Source organism: Pseudoalteromonas sp. MEBiC 03485, assembly GCF_004195145.1.
In the GTDB taxonomy this organism is placed as follows: domain Bacteria; phylum Pseudomonadota; class Gammaproteobacteria; order Enterobacterales; family Alteromonadaceae; genus Pseudoalteromonas; species Pseudoalteromonas apostichopi.
The window spans coordinates 2,028,833-2,046,019 of record NZ_SGBT01000001.1 but is presented as its reverse complement, the minus strand read 5'-3'; the positions used below and the strand labels follow the sequence as shown (position 1 = coordinate 2,046,019).

The following is a 17,187-nucleotide window of genomic DNA, read 5'->3' as shown; positions in this document are numbered from 1 at the left end:
TACAGCTCATAACGCCAAACACCTTCCCGCTTTATTGCAAACAGCCATACCCTTTTAATGAAATTTCTTGAGTATTCGCGCCGCTTTGGTTTTTATGTTGAATGATCAAACGTGAATCTTGGCTAGTAAAAGTAAAGGTTCCGAGCCAAGGTAGCTGGGCAATTGGTTGCATATGGTAAAAACCATTGGCATCAAAGCATATAAATGAAAACTCATGATGTACCGGGGCAAATACGCCATAATCAGCGGTAAATACAGCAATGTTATCTTGCAGCATAAAGTGTTTCGCTTGCGTGCCCGCTACTAAATACCAAAAGCATATTGCAGTCATTATCACCACTTGTAAACCGCCGAGTAAAAAGACTGAAAATTTAAGCATACGGGTCGATTTACTGGCTTCCATATAAAGGCGCTTTGCTTTTAATAATAACCAAAGCCCGATGGCAACCATAGTGAGCTTTACAATCATCAGCGCTACGCCTACTTGATACATCAGCTTAGGGCTATGCCATTGCATGCCAAATGTTTGCGGGATGAACAAACTATCAATTAAGGGCAGTAAAATAAGTAGGAATGGCAGAATAAGCGTTTTGTTTTTCATTCTTTATTTTTCATTAGTGTTCTCGCATAAATAAGAGCCTAATGTTAATTCTTGGGCTCTAAAAAAGCAAAAAGGCGCAACCTGAGGTTACGCCTTTTATCGTTCTGGGCAGAACTTAAAATTTACAGTGCAGCGAATACATCGTCTGTTTTAGCTGCACAGATAAAATCATTTTTGTGTAACCCTTTGATAGAGTGGCTCCACCAAGTAACGGTTACTTTGCCCCACTCAGTTAACAGACCTGGGTGGTGGCCTTCTTCTTCAGCCATATCGCCCACTTTATTAGTGAACTCAAGTGCTTGCTTGAAGTTTTTAAACTTGTAAACACGCTCTAATTGCATAATGCCGTCGCGCACTTCTGGAACCCAGTCTGGGATCATTTTGATCAATTCTGCTAATTCAGCATCAGATACTTTAGGCGCATCCGCACGACACGCTTCACACTTTTGTGTGCTTAATGAAGACATTATAAATCCTTAACTTGCTAATTTTTCTTTAGGAGGAAACTTTGGCTCATGTAGCCCTAATTCTTTTGCTTTAGTCACCAGCGACATGATATCCATTTGTGAAATATCAAATAAATCATTGATTGAGTTAATGGTGTAGTACACAGGCTGCATAATATCAATGCGATAAGGTGTACGTAACACATCAAGCACATTCATCGCATTGATTTCTGGCTTATCTGAATACACATATTGTGTTTCACCTGGACTTGATAAAATACCACCACCATAAATACGAAGGCCTTGTTCGGTTTGCATCAAACCAAACTCAACAGTAAACCAGTAAAGGCGTGCTAAATAAACACGATCTTTCTTTTCAGCGGCATAACCTAACTGACCATATTTGTGTGTAAACTCAGCAAATGCTGGGTTGGTAAGCATGGCACAATGACCAAAAATCTCGTGGAAGATATCTGGCTCTTGTAAGTAGTCAAACTCTTCACGGCTGCGAATGAAGGTCGCAACTGGGAACTGCTTATTTGCCAATAATCGAAAGAACTCATCAAAATCGATCAGTGCCGGAACAGGCGCAACTTGCCAGCCCGTTGTTTCGAGTAGCACTTCGTTGAGTTCACTAAGTTGTGGAATACGATCTGTTGGTAAATTAATTTTCTTAAGACCTGCTAAATATTCATCACAGGCTTTACCTTCTATGCAAGCGAGTTGGCGAGCAACTAGCTCTGACCATATTTTATTTTCTTCTTCGCTCCAATGGATAACCCCATTTTCATCAGGTTGCTTGGAGGTGTAATTACTTGCTTTAGCCATAATAACCTTCTTCGTTAAATCTTGATCAGCATTGATCAGAATCTCATTAACTTGTTAAGTCGATACTATGTAAAAGTAAGCGAAATTTTAATAGTTAAGGCTGTTTCCGAGGTTTGCAGAAACAGCCTTAACGTAAGCATTAAATTACAGCAAAAGATCTAAAAGTTTACACACCCCATATTTAAAGGGATTAAAGAAGGTATTGTCGTAAACTTATAATTACAACCTATCCAATGAATGTAAATGCAGTTTTAAGATCGTTAATAATATCGTTAACATCTTCTAGACCAACAGATAATCGAATTAGGCCATCACTAATCCCAGCAGCCGCTCTTTCTTCAGGTGTATAAGGCGAATGTGTCATCGATGCCGGGTGTTGAATAAGGGTTTCAGCATCCCCTAAACTAACCGCAAGCGTGCAAAGCTGGGTGTTATTTATAAATGTTTCGCCATCTTCGAGGCTGCCCTTAATTTCAAAGGCTATAACACCACCAGCAGCTTTCATCTGTGAGCCAATAAATTTGTGACCCGGGTGTGATTTAAGACCCGGGTAATAAACTTGGCTTACTAGCGGGTGTTGCTCTAAATATTCAGCCACAACTTGAGCACTCGCGCAGTGGCGCTCCATGCGCACAGCTAGGGTTTTTAAACCACGATTAATTAGCCATGCATCATGCGGGCTAATCGTTGCACCAATATCTTTTAGCACCGTCATTTTTATCAAATTGATATGCTCTTCTGTACCGCAAACTAGCCCTGCCACCACATCACCGTGGCCATTTAGGTATTTAGTTGCGCTATGTACCACAATATCAATGCCAAACGAGGTCGGTTGCTGTAGCAATGGAGTTAGGAATGTATTGTCGATAACGCTTATCAGTTGATGCTGCTTGGCAACATCGGCAATTAAACTTAGATCAAGCACCGCCATGGTCGGATTAATTGGTGTTTCTGCAAAAATCATTTTTGAGTTTGCTTTTACCGCCCCGCGAAGTTCAGCTTCGTTGGTCATATCAACAAAAGTGACTTCAATACCAAAGCGCGGCAGCATGTGAGCAAAAAATGCAAAGGTACAGCCGTATAACGCGCTTGATGCCACTAAGTGGTCACCTTGTTGTAAAAAGCTAAGTACAGACGCAGACACTGCTCCCATACCTGTAGCCGTTGCAGCAGCCGCTTCACAGTTTTCTAACTGAGCCACTTTCTGTTCTAGCTCTTGGGTTGTCGGATTACCTAAACGGGTATAAATAAAGCCCTGCTCTTCACCAGCAAATCGGGCTGCACCTTGGGCGGCATTAGCAAAAGAGAAGGTAGAGGTTTGGTAAAGTGGCGCACTCAGTGCGCCATGTGGGTCATTTGGTTTTTCTGGACCATGAATACATTGTGTATGTAAGTGATGCTTAGTCATTGTGTGTTCTCGTTTTTATTATCAGTACTTCATACTCATAAATAAAACGTAGATACCTAAGATGCACAAGCATGCCGGATGCTCAGATGGCTAAATATCACTCAGCAGTTTTTATTAACTGTACACAAAAGTTGTCATTTTGTATTTTCGGTCTCTTTATCGCTCGTGCGTGAGGCAATTTTACGGGCAATACTATTGGCAGTTTCTTTTAGCAAGCTACGCTTATGCTCTAAGCGAGGTAACGGGCGGCTAAGCTCCATTGCTTTATAACCTATACGCGCGGTAAAAATACCTGCACTTAGCCCTTGTGCTGCACGCCCCGACAATTTTCCCAATAATTCAGCGCTCAGTGCCGTTGCCGCTAAATCTGAGACTAACTCTGCACTACCAACAAACAGCACTTGTTTCACTAATAAACGATACAACTTAATACGGCTTGCGTAACCAAAACCAATACCGTAGATCCGGCCAATTTGTTCAATTAACTTAGTGCCTCGCCATAAAACTGCCATCATATCGACTAAAGCCAGCGGGCTTAGCGCAACCAATAAACCGGACTCAGTAGCAAAACGGTTAATCAGTTTTTTCGCTTGTTGATCTTGGCTCACCAATAAACTATCAGCGTATAATGTCATGATTTCTTTATCTGTATGATGACTTGCTATTTGCTGCTTAAACTCTTCAAACCCAGTCAGTTCCTGATGTTTATTAAGCTTTTCAAGCCATGGTAGTGCTTCACCTACTTGCTCACTGTTAAGTAAGCGGTCAGCCTCGGTTCGATGCAATTGATTGCGCTTTAAACTTCTCAACATGCGGTACTCGCGCCAAATAACACGGGCAATCAGTAGCACACCACTGAGAACAGCTGTTAAATAGACGGAACCTAAAATAATCGATTGTTGGAACGTCACAAATAATGACATTGCAAACTCAAGTAACACTAAAGCTAAAAAGCTAACAACAAACACCCCTTTTAAGGTTTGCCACTTTGACTTTTTATACACAGGCTCAAGTTCGATGCTATCTTGCAGTTCGTCCTCTGTGTCGATAAATTCTGCGTTTTCTATGACTTTTGCAACGGTTAACTCCTTTGTAGGAGCCTCATTGCTTGCTGAGCTTGAAATACGACGACCAGCCTGAAAATTCATCTCCTTAGGTTGCTCACTCATGTTAGTTTATCTCCTATCAGGTACTGCATGACATGATCTAAACGAATATGCTTTAACCGTTTATCAGGGCATGGCAGTGGCGAAAACGATAAGAACTCAAAGCCCTGTTTTGGCCACTCTTGTTTGTTGAGAAGGCGTGACGGTGGCTGCGGCGGTAAATATGTTAGCCATTCTTGCTCGCCTAAAGGCTTGCCATAAATACAAGCTAACTGCTGGCCTTTTTCAGCCACTTGGCGCGGCTCTGTAGCGCAGATAGATGACATTGCCATGGTTTCGATTTGCACACCTTCGAACTTTAAGTGATTCGTTTGGTCATGCACGATTGAATCAAGCAACAGTGCTAAATCTTTGTGATACTGAGCACTAATATGATCTGACTTATTGGCCGCAAACAGTAGCTTGTCGATGTTTGGTTTAAACAAACGTTTAAAGAAGCTTGCTTCACCATAATTAAAGTGCGCCAGTAATTGGTTAATAACACGGCTTTGCTCATGCAGCGTTTCGCTACCTTCATTCAAGGCACTGAGCACATCCACCAGCACAATTTGTCGGTCAAAATGACGAAAATGCTGCTCGTAAAAAGGTTTTACAACCTCTTTTACATAGGCTTTATAGCGCTTTTTAAGATGCGCTAAATTTGACCCCTCGGTTATATCGTCAGGCACACTCGCAACCGGGAAGAACTGCAGTAACGGTGCTCCTTTTAGCTCACCGGGCATTAGCATGCGCCCAGGTTGTAGCATAGCAAGTTTGGTATCTTGTTTAAGGCTGACCAATAACTGCTGGTAAAGCGCAGCGACATCAGCAAGCTTGCTCTCATTAACACAGGCTGATAAATCAAGTTCAGCGAGGGCTGCTAAAAATGGCTTAGCCTTTTCGTTACGCGCTGTTTGCTGCAACAGTGAATATTGTAATTCACACCAATCAGCAAAGGATTGCTCTAGCATTGGCAAATCAAGTAACCACTCACCTGGATAATCAATAATATCTAAATAAAGTGTTGATTGCGGAGCAAAGTGACCACGCAGCCCCGAGTTACTTTGGTATTTAATTGCCAAACGTAAAGTATTTATACGCTCAGTGGATGCAGGCCATGCAGGCTCACCTTCAGCAGGTAATAACGCTGATAATGCATTGGTATATTCAAATGTAGGAATTGTCAGTGCTTGCTGCGGCACTATTTTTGTAGCGATATGGCGTTTTTCACGCATCACATCAAAAAAAGGTAAGTTTTTATCGTCAGCTTGGCTGGTTAAGTGTTTAACCAAGGCGGTAATAAACGCGGTTTTACCGCTGCCACTTAACCCTGTGACGGCTAACTTCACGTGTTGATCTAAACTACGATGAAGAGCTTTTTCCGCTTTATTTTTTAACGAATTAAAGGTGTTTTTTGCAAATGATTGGCTCATAAAGTGTCTAGCACCTTATTTGCGCTTGGTATCAGGATGCAAACAAGGTGCGTATATGTCCTTTAAAGTTTGTTGATTTCACGGCTAACCGTAAATTCTGTTGATGTGACATAGCGTTCCATCTCTTGTAAACGGCCATCAACTCGAGCAAGACGATCTTTTAAGTCTTGCAATGCACGGCGAGGTGGTTCCCCTTTTTGCCATACTTTAAACTTTACTTCAAGCGGGTCTTGATGGATGCTGTCTGTGCTTTTCTCTGTTTTTTCTACTGGTTTTTTATCTAAAATAAACCAAGCAGCAATGTAAGCAACAACAATAAATGGACCACCTGATAATAGTACTGCTGTCACGACTAAAATACGTACCAGCCAAAGCTCCATGTTAAAGTAATCGCTGATACCTGCGCACACGCCAGCTATTTTACCGCGCTCTGCATCTCTAAATAATTCGCGTTTGGTACTCATACTTTACGTCTCCACTGCGGAGCCTCTTGATCTAGTAAGGCTTCTAATGTTTCAACACGCTCTGCCATTTTATCTGCTTTTTGTGCAAGCTCTAACAGCTGGCGATGTTCGTGTTCACTTAAACCTTGGCTCACTTGCTTTTTACTACGGTAATGTAAAATTAGCCAAAGTGGGGCAACAACCACCATAAAAACAATAATGGGTGCCATCAAAACTTCTGCGTCGAACATGGTACTCTCCTGTCAATCCGTTATGTGTTTAAGCATTGGGGGACACGCCCCCATTTATTATTTTTTATCTGCTAGTTTTTTCTTAAGCTCAGCTAGCTCATCATCAATCTTTTCGTCTTGCTGAAGACCAGCAATTTCGTCAGCTAATGATTTTTTACCAAGATCATAAGACTCTATTTGTGATTCTAGACCATCGATCTTAGTTTCGTAACGTTCGAAGCGGTTTAAAGCGTCTTCAACTTTAGAACTGTCGAGTGCTTTTTTAACTTCAAGACGCGATTCAGCAGAACGCTGACGTAAGATGATTGCTTTTTGACGCGCTTTTGCATCAGCTAGCTTCTCTTGTAGCGTGCTGACTTCTTGCTGTAGCTTCTCGATATGAGATTCTACATGTTCAAGCTCAGTTTCAACTGCAGCTACTGCGTCTGCTGACTTTTGCTTTTCAATCAGTGCTGCGCGTGCTAAATCATCACGGTCTTTACTTAGTGCTAATTCAGCTTTTTCTTGCCAGTCTGCAACTTGAACTTTCAAAGTTTCAACGCGACGTACTAGCTCTTTTTTCTCAGCAAGTGTTTTTGCTGATGTAGAGCGAACTTCTACTAATGTATCTTCCATCTCTTGGATGATCAGGCGAACCATTTTTTCTGGATCTTCTGCTTTATCTAAGATGGCATTGATATTAGAATTAACGATGTCTGCAAAACGTGAAAAAATTCCCATAACATTTACCTCTTTGGTGTTTTAACTTAATCAGTTGGTATATCTAGTATCAATATGCTTGCCAACTTTTATAAAGCTAGAATAACCTAATATATTCAAACAGTTAAACTAAATTTATAAATTTCTTTAGTTCTCGAAGATAATGAAATACACTAGATCTTAGTAAAAATGACTAAGAGTTAGGGAATATGAGCCAATTTCGCCAACAGGATAATTTACTCGGCCAATCTGACAGTTTCTTAAGTGTACTTGATCAAGTGTCACAACTAGCAAGTTTGGAAAAACCTGTACTGATTATTGGTGAGCGCGGTACGGGTAAAGAGCTCATTGCTGCGCGTTTGCACTTTTTATCTAAGCGTTGGGAACAAAACTATATAAAGCTTAACTGCGCAGCGCTTAATGAAAATCTACTTGAAAGTGAATTATTTGGCCATGAAAGTGGCGCGTTCACTGGTGCTAGCAAACGCCATGAAGGCCGCTTTGAGCGTGCTAACGGTGGTACTCTATTCCTTGACGAATTAGCCAATACCTCAGCCATGGTGCAAGAAAAGCTACTACGCGTTATTGAATACGGCGAATTTGAACGTGTCGGTGGTAAGCAAACCGTTAAAGTCGATACCCGCCTCGTTTGTGCAACCAATGAAGATTTACCGACGCTTGCTGAGCAAGGCGAATTTAGAAGCGACTTACTCGACCGTCTCGCCTTTGATGTTATTACCCTGCCCCCGCTGCGTGAACGCCAAGAAGATATCATGTTACTAGCAGAACAATTTGCAATTAACATGGCCCGTGATCTTGAATGGGAGCTATTTAGTGGCTTTACGCGTAGCGCCATCGAAACCCTTCAGTCTTATGAATGGCCTGGTAATATCCGTGAATTAAAAAATGTGGTTGAACGTAGTTTATATCGCCATGGCAACGAACATATTCCCGTTCACCAGATTGTTTTAGACCCTTTTGCGAGTAAGTATAGACCTAAACAGCGCGTTAAAGCGGCAGTGAGCAGTGTCCCAGTTGCAAGTGTAGAAGCTGCGCCTATTACAACAACACAAAATCAAGAGGCAGTGACACTGAGTAAGCCAGAAATTCAATTTCCTTGCAATTTAAAGCAACTGTCTAATGACTTTGAAATTGATGTGATTAAAAAAGCGCTTGAACATAGTCAATTTAACCAAAAGAAAACTGCAGAACACTTAGAATTAACGTATCATCAATTACGTGGCTATTTGAAAAAATACAATTTATTAGATCAGCAGCAATAGTTAGAGGCTAATCAGGTGTTTAAACCGTTACTTGCTTTGTCTTTGGTGTGCTTAGTAGGCTGCCTAGATAGCGAAGAAAAAACCACAGAACAAAAAAACCAGGGCTTGGTCTATTGCGCTGAAGCAAACCCTGTGTCGTTTAATCCTCAAGTGACGACGACTGGTTCAACTATCGATATTATCGCTAACCAGCTTTATGACCGACTACTGAGTATTGATCCGGTGTCTGCTGAATTTCAGGCAGAATTAGCAACCGATTGGAAAATTAGCCCAGACGGCAAAGCAATCACCTTTACCCTACGTAAAGGAGTTAAATTTCATACCACTAAATACTTCACCCCAAGTCGTGATTTTAACGCAGATGATGTAATTTTTACCTTTAGCCGCTTATTCGACGTCTACAACCCCTATCACTTTGTTGGCGAAGCCAGTTACCCATATTTTCAAAGTGTTGGTATTGACCAGCTCATTCGTCGCATTGTTCGTGTTTCTGATTACCAAGTACGGTTTGAGCTTTATAATGCTGAAAGCAGCTTTTTAGCAAACCTTGCAACAGACTTTGCTGTGGTGTTATCTGAAGAATACGCCATGCAACTTAAAGCGCGAAATCAAGAAAACTTATTTGACCAATACCCTGTGGGTACTGGCCCTTATGTATATAAAGAGTATCGTCGCGATCGTTTAATTCGCTATTACCGTAACCCTGACTACTGGAAACACCCTGTAGTACTTGAGCAACTGGTGTATGACATTACGCCAAACGGGACAACCCGGGTTGCCAAAATGCTCACTAAAGAGTGTGATGTTACTGCGCACCCAAGCAGTGCGCAGCTTAGTATTTTATCGCAACGTGAAGACATTAAAGTTCAAAAAGAACAAAACTTAAACATTGGTTATTGGGCCTTTAACACTGAGCGCCCGCCTTTTGATGATGTACGTGTACGCCAAGCACTCGCAAGCGCCATTGATATCGATAAAATCATGCAAGCGGTATATTACGGTAACGGTATTAAGGCTCAGTCTTTACTTCCTCCAGCTTCTTGGGCTTTTGAAGCACAAAAGGCTATGCCTGAATTTAACCCTGCCCTTGCCAAAACATTGCTCGCTGAAGCTGGCTACAAAAATGGCTTTGATATGAACATTTGGGCCATGCCCGTAAGTCGTATTTATAACCCTAATGCCCGAAAAATGGCTGAGCTGATGCAAAGCGATTTACGCAAAATTGGTGTGAACGTTAATATCGTCGAATACGAGTGGAATACCTTTTTACAACGGGTTGGCGAGCATCGCCACGATAGCGTATTGTTAGGTTGGGCTGCCGATACGCCGGATCCTGATAACTTTATGAGTCCATTATTAAGCTGTACAGCTACCTTTAGTGGTAAAAATCCGTCTAATTGGTGTAACCCTGAATTTGATTTGTTACTCACACAAGCTCTCGACACAACCGATCTTGAAAAACGTAAAGAATATTATAATCAGGCACAGCGGATTATAGTACAAGAGCTCCCTATCTTACCTATTGCCCATGGCATGCGCTTTCAGGCAGCAAGTAGTGATGTAAAAGGCATCAGTTTGAGCCCTTTCGGTGGTATTTCATTAGCTAACGCGAGGAAAGAATAATGATCCTAGATTATATTCTTCGCCGCCTGGCGCTCTTAATGTTTATGATGTTAACTTTGAGCATCTTTACATTCTCATTAAGCTTTTTGTTTCCTGGTGATGCGCTTACTAACCTAAGCGGTATTACCAATAGTACCTTCTCGCAAACCAGTGCACTTGAAGAAAGATTTCATTTTACCGAAAACTACATAGTGCAATATTTTGCCTTTTTAGAGCGCATTATTCAGGGTGATTGGGGGGTCTCTTTTGCATCTGGCGAGAGTGTATTTCAGCATATTAAAGACTTGTTTCCTGCAACGCTCGAATTAAGCCTTTATGCATTGTTTGTCTCAGTTGCTGTTGGCGTACCAGGGGGTATCTTAGCTTCAGCTTACTACAAACGTTGGCCAGACAAATTTATTAACTCAGGCACACTTATCGGCTACTCAATGCCGGTTTTTTGGCTAGCTCTTTTGTTAATTATGGTTTTTTCACTGCAACTAGGCTGGTTTCCTATGTCGGGTCGTATGGGCCTACTTTACGAGATTGAGCCTGTTACTGGCTTTATTCTAATTGATATCATGCTAGGTAACTTTCCATATGATGGTATGGCGTTTTTAGATGCTTTACACCATTTAACCCTGCCAACTATAGTGCTTGCTATGTATCCAACCACTGTTCTAGTGCGCTTTACCCGAGACTCAATGTTGAAAGTACTCGATCAAAGCTATATTAAAACGGCGCGGGCAAAGGGCTTAAACCGTGCACAGCTGATTATTCATCACGCACTACGTAATGCGCTGCTACCGGTTATTAAACAAATCGGTTTACAGTTTAGTACCTTGATCACCCTTGCGATGATCACCGAGGTTATTTTCTCGTGGCCAGGCATTGGTCGTTGGCTTATCGATAGTATTTATCAACGCGACTACCCAGCTATTCAAGGCGGCTTACTCGCTGTATCTATGTTTGTCATTTTAGCTACAATTATTGCTGAGCTCACTTACACCTTATTCGACCCACTATCGCGGAACCAAGCTCATGGCAAAGTTTAATTTATTCTCAGAAGAGTCGAATAAATCGCCACTAGCGCGATTTTGGAAAAAGTTTAAGACTAATCACCCAGCCCTTGTTGGCTTATGGTTGTTTATCGCTTTAGTATTACTGGCAGTATCTGCACCACTGCTTGCACCCTATGGTGTAAATCAACAACACAGCGATGCTTTATTGTTACCGCCATCTTGGCATGACGCTGGTGATGTGCGCTTTTTATTAGGCACCGACGATTTAGGTCGTGATGTGTTATCGCGTTTAATGAATGGTGCAACTTATACTTTTGGTTTGTCGGTCGTGGCAGCTTTAATAACCACCGTGATTGGGGTATTAGTGGGTACTTTTGCTGGTATTAGCCACGGTATTCGCTCAAGCTTTTTAAATCACTTACTCGATATTACGTTATCTATTCCATCGCTGTTACTGGCAATTATTATTATCGCGATTCTTGGCCCGGGCTTAATGAATACAGTATGGGCGATTATTTTAGCTTTATTGCCACAGTTTATTCACTCGGTACGTAACTTAATTGTTGAAGAGCTTAACAAGGATTACATCACAGCATTCAAACTTGATGGCGCATCCAACTGGCATATTCTCGCCCGTGGTATCTTTCCAAATATTTACGAGCATATTGTGGTTATTTTTACCATGGCGCTTTCTACCGCTATTTTGGATATCTCGGCACTTGGCTTTTTAAAACTTGGCGCCCAGCCCCCAACCACAGAATGGGGCGCTATTTTGGCTGAAAATCTCGGTTTAATTTACCTTGCCCCTTGGACTGTTGGCTTACCGGGCGTATTATTATTTTTAGCAGTACTGTCTACCAATTTAGTAGGTGACGGTTTACGCCAAGTGCTTAAAGAACGTAAGGCCGACTAATATGCAATTACTCGATATTCGCAATCTCACGATAGAGTTGCGCACCTCAGAAACCGTAATTCGTGCGGTTGATAGGGTCAGCATGACCTTAAAAGAAGGTGAAGTGCATGCTTTGGTTGGCGAGTCTGGCTCTGGTAAAAGCTTAATTGCAAAAGCCATTGTTGGGGTTTTGAACAAACGCTGGCATATCACCGCAGATCGCATGCACTGGCGTGGTGTTGATTTGATGCGCTTATCTAACGAGCAGCGCCGTAAACTGGTGGGTCAAGACATTGCTATGATCTACCAAGACCCAAGCCGCTGCCTAGACCCTACTGCAAAAATATTTGATCAAATTGCCGAAACCCTACCCGCTGAGGCCATCAGCGGCTTTTTCTTAAAGCGTAATAAACAGCGTAAAGATAGAGTAAAAGCGTTAATTCATAAAGTGGGTATTAAAGATCATAAAAAAGTGCTCGACAGCTACCCCCATGAACTCTCTGAAGGTATATGTCAAAAAGTGATGATTGCGATGGCAATTGCCCGTACTCCTAAGCTATTAATTGCCGATGAGCCAACAACTGCACTTGAAAGTACCACTCGCGCACAAGTATTTAGGCTATTAAAAAGCTTGAATCAGCTAAAGAATATGTCAATTTTAATGATCTCTCACGAGCTTGAAGAAATCATCGACTGGTCTCATGGCATGCATGTACTTTATTGCGGACAAATGGTTGAAGCAGGTCCAACTAATCGTATCTTTAGTCAGCCATACCATCCATATACTCAAGCACTTTTGAAAAGTTTGCCTGACTATGAGCAAGGTCTAGCACACAAAGAACCGTTTTATGCATTAAAAGGCACCATTCCAACCTTACAGCATTTACCAATAGGTTGCCGATTAGGCCCACGATGCCCGCAAGCGCAAAAAGAATGTGTGGTTACACCTAAGTTAACCAAGCATCATAGCCATAGTTATGCCTGTCATTTCCCATTGATTAAGGCGATGAAATAATGCAACCACTGCTCAAAGTTCAAGCGTTATCAAAGAGTTTCAACCTACGTGCTGGCTTATTTTCACGTAAGCGCTTCTCTGTTTTAAAAGATATTTCGTTTTGTTTAGGTCAAGGCGAAACCATTGCGATTATCGGGGAAACAGGCTCAGGCAAAAGTACCTTAGCTAAATTGCTCTCTGGAGCCGATAACGCCGATAAAGGACAAATTCTACTCGATGGTAATATCATCGAAAATGATGGCTTACGTGATAATGACTGTCGCCACATCCGTATGATATTCCAAGATTCTGAGGCGTCGTTGAATCCGGGTTTAACCATTGGTGACATGCTTAACGACTGCTTACAGTACAACACTGACTTAAACAAAGAAGAGCGTGAAGATAAAATAAAGCAAACCCTCGCAAAAGTTGGATTGCTATTAGATCATCAATACTATTACCCGCATATGTTTAGTAGTGGCCAATTGCAACGTATAGCGCTTGCAAGAGCTTTAATTTTAGATCCTAAAGTGGTAGTGCTCGATGAAGCATTATCGTCTCTAGACCCATCTGTGCGCGCACAAACGGTAAACTTATTACTGCGTCTACAAAAAGATACCGGGCTTAGCTATGTGCTAATTACTCATCATCTAAGTCTGGTGCGCCACATAAGCGACCAACTCGTAGTACTTGATCACGGTGAGATTGTTGAATACGGCCAAACCGAAGCGATTTTTCAAAACCCGCAATCAAGCGTAACGCAGAAATTGTTGAATTGCTGACAGTGAGCTGTCAGTTTGATTCGGCGTTAAAAACGCCTCCTACGCGAGCATGTTAATATCTCTATTAACTCTACTCTTTTACCTTACAGCTTTTACACTTCTTCTCTGTCACCATGACTTGGTGGTGTAGATGTAACGATAAAATGCAGTGGTTCAGTACCTTGATTACTTAGCTGATGAACTTGTCCAGCACTTACATGCAAACCTTGTTGTGCAGTGAGTTTGTGTATTTGGCCATCAAGTTCAATGGTGGCACAGCCACTAAGTACGAAGAAAAATTGTTCGGCATGCTTATGATAGTGTTTTACTTCAGCCTCACCTACTGGGACATGCTCTTGAATAACACTCAGCGCATTAGACTTTACCAAATGCCAACCGTCGCAATTGTTACCCCATGTATAATGATCTGCGCTTTGTTTGTCTATGATACTCAAAACTTTTTATACATCCCTTGGCTTTGTGGTGCGACAAACTTGTAGCCAAGCTTTTCATAAAAGCCTGGTTTGTCAGCCACCATAGTGACATAACTACCTTCAAAGGCGGCAGATTCAATGTAACGGTCAATATGTTCCATAATGACACGTCCTAACCCTTGGCCTTGATATTCTGGTGCGACTGCAATATCAACCACTTCAAAATTACAGCCACCATCACCAATTACACGGCCCATGCCAATCAACTCATCGTTTTTACGAATACAAATAGCATAAAGAGAGTTTGGCAATCCCGCCTTTGCAGCCGCTAATGAACGTGCTGATAAGCCAGCTTTAAGGCGCATATCACAGTATTCTTCAGCGCTTGGTAGCTGCTCTATTTGACTGTACTCCATAAATGCTCCTTTTGATACCAATTCACGAGTTGAAATGACCTACAAAGGTAACAAAAAAGGCGCCAGTAGGCGCCTTTTATTTAACTCATTTTGCTAACTATTCAGCAGCTTGAGTCGCTTGTGGTACTTGCACTTCAGCTTGTGCTTTTAGTGCTGCAATAAATACCATGTAGTTTTTATTCACTTGAGCCATCGTGATGTTTTGCTTTTGTTGCTCGTTAATTTCAACGTCAGCCGCTGGATTAACTGCTTTTAGCGCAACAATTGCCGCATCGCCATTGTTTAGGTCAACAACTTCAACCTCTGGTGCACCTTGTGGGTGAGCCATTTTGAAAGCTTGTTGAACAATCGCTGGTGACACAGTGTAAGCTTGACGACCCAGAGCAGCTTCTTGGCGTACTGTTAAGCCTTCAGCTTGTGCAACCTCGTTTAAGCTCTTACCTGCTTCAATATCAGCGTAAAGTGTGCGCGCTTTTTCTTTAGCAAGCTCAGATGCTTTTTGTGCAACCAAAGTCGATTTAATTTGCTCAGATACATCTGCTAGAGCTTTCGTTGTCGCTGCTTTGTGATCATTTACACGAACAACAACAGCATGCTCATCACCTACTTCAATTACTTCTGAGTTCATGCGATCTTCTAGCACCTCAGGTGAGAAAATAGCAGCCACAACTTGTGGGTTGTTAAGCGGCTCAGGTAACGCATTACGAGTTACTAGTTCTGTTTTCTGTACTTCAACGCCTGCAGCTTCTGCTGCATCAATTAAGGTATCTGAAATCTCGAACGCTAGCTCACCCATTTGAGTTTGCTTTTCATAAAACGCATTAATTTTCTTAGTACGCTCAAGTTCAGCACGAAGCTCATCTTTAACGTCAGCATATGGTTTAACTTGCTGCGTTTGAATATCAGTAAGCTTGATAATGTGATAACCAAACTCAGATTCTACAACGTCAGAAATGTCACCTTTATTTTCAAGTGCATAAGTTGCATCTTCAAACGCAGGGTCCATCATGTCACGTTCAATCCAATCAAGGTCACCGCCCATTTCAGCACTAACTACATCATCAGAAGATGTCTCAGCTAGCTCAGCAAAATCAGCGCCGTTTTGTAGCTGCGCTAGTAGCTCTTCAGCTTTCGCTTTTGCGGCATCATCGTCTTCACTGTTATCAATTAAGATATGTGATACACGACGTTTTTCAGGCTCAACATATTGTGCGCTGTTTTGGTCGTAGTAAGCTTTGATGTCTTCTTCTGAAACACTTGAATCAAGTGTTAAGGTGGCAGCATTTAAATCGATATAGCTTACAGATACTTGCTCTGGCGCTAAGAATTGCGGTTGATTTAATTCATAGTAATCAGCAATTTCTTGCTCTGTTACTGCAATGCCTTCTTGTAATGATTCTTTTGTCACAACAAGATAGTCGATGCTACGTGTTTGCTGTTGTAGAGCTACGCTATTGTTTAATTCGTTTTCTAAGATGAAATCAGTACCAGCAACCGCACCAACTAATTGGCTACGTGTCATGTCTTCGCGTAAATATTCACGGAAAGCATCTGGTTGGAAATTCATTTGACGAATAACTTGTAAGTAGCGGTCGTTGCTGAACTGGCCGCCTACTTGGAAGTAAGGCATTTCTAAAATTGCTTTACGAACACTTTCATCACTTACACGAAGACCTAATTCTGCCGCTAGTTGAGTTTGCAATTCTTGTTGTACTAAACGGTCGATTACACCTTGGCGAATTTGTGCCATGTAATTTGGATCAGCAGCGATCTGTGCGAAGTATTCACCAAATTGTTGTTCTAAACGGTTACGTTCGTTTTGATATGCACGGCTGAATTCGGTTTGGCTAATTTTAACTCCATTTACTTCTGCAACGGGTTGCTCTGTGGTTTGTCCTAAATAACCACCGATCCCAGCTAAAGCAAAAGATAAAATCACCGCGCCTAAAATAATTTTGGCTGCAGGTCCCTGCGAACCTTCTCTGATTTTCTCAAGCATTTATCTATCTCTATTCTGATCAGGTACAAATTAACCCTGCTCATGTAAAAAAAGCGTATCTTACCAGATACGCTTTTTCACTTGAAGTAACTGGTGATAAGTTACCTAAATTCAATTTAAGTGCGATTAGGTATCTCTCACCAACTAATCTTTAATGATTAGTTTACTGCGTCTTTCAGCGCTTTACCTGCTTTGAAAGAAGGAATGTTTGCTGCAGCAATCTGGATAGTCTCACCAGTTTGCGGGTTGCGACCTGAACGCGCTGCACGCTCACGTACAGAGAAAGTACCAAAGCCAACTAGCGCTACAGAATCGCCATCTTTTAGAGCGCCTGAAACAGCCTCGATGAATGAATCTAGTGCACGACCTGCAGCCGCTTTAGAAATGTCAGCGTCAGCTGCGATTTGATCGATTAATTGAGATTTATTCACAATATCATCCTCTTTCATTGTTATTATCAAGAGCGATTGTTTTTATTAAAAAATAACATCACTGTTTTGAAAATTGATGAGCAAATTAAGTTTATGCTC

General features: G+C 41.8%; 19 protein-coding genes. 6 read left to right on the top strand and 13 right to left on the bottom strand.

Annotated elements, in window-relative coordinates; genetic code table 11:
- Window positions 1–31: 31 nt before the first annotated feature.
- The 9 genes from EVU92_RS09410 to pspA form a co-directional block, all read right to left on the bottom strand.
- Window positions 32–601, bottom strand: coding sequence for a hypothetical protein (locus tag EVU92_RS09410; RefSeq protein WP_130051008.1), 570 nt, complete (start codon window positions 599–601; stop codon window positions 32–34).
- 122 nt (window positions 602–723) lie between these two features.
- Window positions 724–1,068, bottom strand: a complete 345-nt coding sequence (locus EVU92_RS09405; protein ID WP_036969771.1) for a 4a-hydroxytetrahydrobiopterin dehydratase — start codon at window positions 1,066–1,068, stop codon at window positions 724–726.
- Window positions 1,069–1,077: 9 nt separating this feature from the next.
- Window positions 1,078–1,875 carry a phenylalanine 4-monooxygenase gene (gene phhA / locus EVU92_RS09400; protein ID WP_130051007.1) on the bottom strand — a complete coding sequence of 266 codons (798 nt, stop codon included), beginning with the start codon at window positions 1,873–1,875 and terminating at the stop codon, window positions 1,078–1,080.
- A gap of 226 nt (window positions 1,876–2,101) precedes the next feature.
- Window positions 2,102–3,283, bottom strand: a complete 1,182-nt coding sequence (gene megL, locus EVU92_RS09395; RefSeq protein WP_130051006.1) for a methionine gamma-lyase — start codon at window positions 3,281–3,283, stop codon at window positions 2,102–2,104.
- A gap of 134 nt (window positions 3,284–3,417) precedes the next feature.
- Window positions 3,418–4,452 carry a TIGR01620 family protein gene (locus EVU92_RS09390; RefSeq protein ID WP_130051005.1) on the bottom strand — a complete coding sequence of 345 codons (1,035 nt, stop codon included), beginning with the start codon at window positions 4,450–4,452 and terminating at the stop codon, window positions 3,418–3,420.
- Window positions 4,449–5,861 (bottom strand): YcjX family protein, encoded by a 1,413-nt coding sequence (locus EVU92_RS09385; protein WP_130051004.1) that lies wholly within the window; start codon window positions 5,859–5,861, stop codon window positions 4,449–4,451. Before EVU92_RS09385 ends, EVU92_RS09390 begins: the two co-directional genes overlap by 4 nt.
- 62 nt (window positions 5,862–5,923) lie before the next feature.
- Window positions 5,924–6,325 carry an envelope stress response membrane protein PspC gene (pspC, locus tag EVU92_RS09380; protein WP_130051003.1) on the bottom strand — a complete coding sequence of 134 codons (402 nt, stop codon included), beginning with the start codon at window positions 6,323–6,325 and terminating at the stop codon, window positions 5,924–5,926.
- On the bottom strand, window positions 6,322–6,555 hold the full coding sequence (gene pspB, locus EVU92_RS09375; RefSeq protein ID WP_036969793.1) for an envelope stress response membrane protein PspB: 234 nt from the start codon (window positions 6,553–6,555) through the stop codon (window positions 6,322–6,324). The genes pspC and pspB overlap by 4 nt, the downstream gene beginning before the upstream one ends.
- A gap of 57 nt (window positions 6,556–6,612) precedes the next feature.
- Window positions 6,613–7,275, bottom strand: coding sequence for a phage shock protein PspA (pspA, locus tag EVU92_RS09370; RefSeq protein ID WP_054553137.1), 663 nt, complete (start codon window positions 7,273–7,275; stop codon window positions 6,613–6,615).
- Between the two features lie 188 nt (window positions 7,276–7,463).
- Between pspA and pspF the strand changes: the two genes are divergently transcribed.
- Genes pspF through EVU92_RS09340 form a run of 6 tightly spaced genes read left to right on the top strand, consistent with a single transcriptional unit; the run spans window position 7,464 to window position 13,829 of the window.
- Entirely contained in the window at window positions 7,464–8,537 is a 1,074-nt protein-coding gene (gene pspF / locus EVU92_RS09365) for a phage shock protein operon transcriptional activator (protein ID WP_130051002.1), read from the top strand.
- A gap of 45 nt (window positions 8,538–8,582) precedes the next feature.
- Window positions 8,583–10,160, top strand: a complete 1,578-nt coding sequence (locus EVU92_RS09360) for an ABC transporter substrate-binding protein (RefSeq protein WP_233786808.1) — start codon at window positions 8,583–8,585, stop codon at window positions 10,158–10,160.
- Window positions 10,160–11,194 carry an ABC transporter permease gene (locus EVU92_RS09355; RefSeq protein ID WP_130051000.1) on the top strand — a complete coding sequence of 345 codons (1,035 nt, stop codon included), beginning with the start codon at window positions 10,160–10,162 and terminating at the stop codon, window positions 11,192–11,194. The genes EVU92_RS09360 and EVU92_RS09355 overlap by 1 nt, the downstream gene beginning before the upstream one ends.
- A complete protein-coding gene (locus EVU92_RS09350) occupies window positions 11,181–12,074 on the top strand; it encodes an ABC transporter permease subunit (protein WP_130050999.1) in 894 nt (297 codons plus the stop codon). Before EVU92_RS09355 ends, EVU92_RS09350 begins: the two co-directional genes overlap by 14 nt.
- Window position 12,075: 1 nt before the next feature.
- The gene (locus tag EVU92_RS09345; RefSeq protein ID WP_130050998.1) at window positions 12,076–13,068 is read left to right on the top strand and encodes an oligopeptide/dipeptide ABC transporter ATP-binding protein; all 993 of its coding nucleotides are present in this window, start codon (window positions 12,076–12,078) and stop codon (window positions 13,066–13,068) included.
- On the top strand, window positions 13,068–13,829 hold the full coding sequence (locus tag EVU92_RS09340) for an ATP-binding cassette domain-containing protein (RefSeq protein ID WP_130050997.1): 762 nt from the start codon (window positions 13,068–13,070) through the stop codon (window positions 13,827–13,829). Before EVU92_RS09345 ends, EVU92_RS09340 begins: the two co-directional genes overlap by 1 nt.
- 92 nt (window positions 13,830–13,921) lie before the next feature.
- Here the strand turns inward: EVU92_RS09340 and EVU92_RS09335 are convergent, their stop codons facing one another.
- The 4 genes from EVU92_RS09335 to EVU92_RS09320 form a co-directional block, all read right to left on the bottom strand.
- Entirely contained in the window at window positions 13,922–14,263 is a 342-nt protein-coding gene (locus EVU92_RS09335) for a cupin domain-containing protein (RefSeq protein ID WP_130050996.1), read from the bottom strand.
- A complete protein-coding gene (locus EVU92_RS09330) occupies window positions 14,260–14,658 on the bottom strand; it encodes a GNAT family N-acetyltransferase (protein ID WP_130050995.1) in 399 nt (132 codons plus the stop codon). The genes EVU92_RS09335 and EVU92_RS09330 overlap by 4 nt, the downstream gene beginning before the upstream one ends.
- Before the next feature lie 97 nt (window positions 14,659–14,755).
- Window positions 14,756–16,657 (bottom strand): peptidylprolyl isomerase, encoded by a 1,902-nt coding sequence (gene ppiD, locus EVU92_RS09325; RefSeq protein ID WP_130050994.1) that lies wholly within the window; start codon window positions 16,655–16,657, stop codon window positions 14,756–14,758.
- A gap of 158 nt (window positions 16,658–16,815) precedes the next feature.
- A complete protein-coding gene (locus tag EVU92_RS09320; protein WP_175580427.1) occupies window positions 16,816–17,106 on the bottom strand; it encodes an HU family DNA-binding protein in 291 nt (96 codons plus the stop codon).
- Window positions 17,107–17,187 lie beyond the last annotated feature (81 nt).

Coding starts and splice junctions, on each gene's coding strand:
- EVU92_RS09330 (WP_130050995.1), bottom strand. CDS start 14,658: ATGGAGTACAGTCAAATAGAGCAGCTACCAAGCGCTGAAGAATACTGT.
- pspA (WP_054553137.1), bottom strand. CDS start 7,275: ATGGGAATTTTTTCACGTTTTGCAGACATCGTTAATTCTAATATCAAT.
- EVU92_RS09385 (WP_130051004.1), bottom strand. CDS start 5,861: ATGAGCCAATCATTTGCAAAAAACACCTTTAATTCGTTAAAAAATAAA.
- EVU92_RS09345 (WP_130050998.1), top strand. CDS start 12,076: ATGCAATTACTCGATATTCGCAATCTCACGATAGAGTTGCGCACCTCA.
- EVU92_RS09410 (WP_130051008.1), bottom strand. CDS start 601: ATGAAAAACAAAACGCTTATTCTGCCATTCCTACTTATTTTACTGCCC.
- EVU92_RS09340 (WP_130050997.1), top strand. CDS start 13,068: ATGCAACCACTGCTCAAAGTTCAAGCGTTATCAAAGAGTTTCAACCTA.
- pspF (WP_130051002.1), top strand. CDS start 7,464: ATGAGCCAATTTCGCCAACAGGATAATTTACTCGGCCAATCTGACAGT.
- EVU92_RS09355 (WP_130051000.1), top strand. CDS start 10,160: ATGATCCTAGATTATATTCTTCGCCGCCTGGCGCTCTTAATGTTTATG.
- megL (WP_130051006.1), bottom strand. CDS start 3,283: ATGACTAAGCATCACTTACATACACAATGTATTCATGGTCCAGAAAAA.
- pspB (WP_036969793.1), bottom strand. CDS start 6,555: ATGTTCGACGCAGAAGTTTTGATGGCACCCATTATTGTTTTTATGGTG.
- EVU92_RS09405 (WP_036969771.1), bottom strand. CDS start 1,068: ATGTCTTCATTAAGCACACAAAAGTGTGAAGCGTGTCGTGCGGATGCG.
- ppiD (WP_130050994.1), bottom strand. CDS start 16,657: ATGCTTGAGAAAATCAGAGAAGGTTCGCAGGGACCTGCAGCCAAAATT.
- EVU92_RS09390 (WP_130051005.1), bottom strand. CDS start 4,452: ATGAGTGAGCAACCTAAGGAGATGAATTTTCAGGCTGGTCGTCGTATT.
- phhA (WP_130051007.1), bottom strand. CDS start 1,875: ATGGCTAAAGCAAGTAATTACACCTCCAAGCAACCTGATGAAAATGGG.
- pspC (WP_130051003.1), bottom strand. CDS start 6,325: ATGAGTACCAAACGCGAATTATTTAGAGATGCAGAGCGCGGTAAAATA.
- EVU92_RS09350 (WP_130050999.1), top strand. CDS start 11,181: ATGGCAAAGTTTAATTTATTCTCAGAAGAGTCGAATAAATCGCCACTA.
- EVU92_RS09320 (WP_175580427.1), bottom strand. CDS start 17,106: ATGAAAGAGGATGATATTGTGAATAAATCTCAATTAATCGATCAAATC.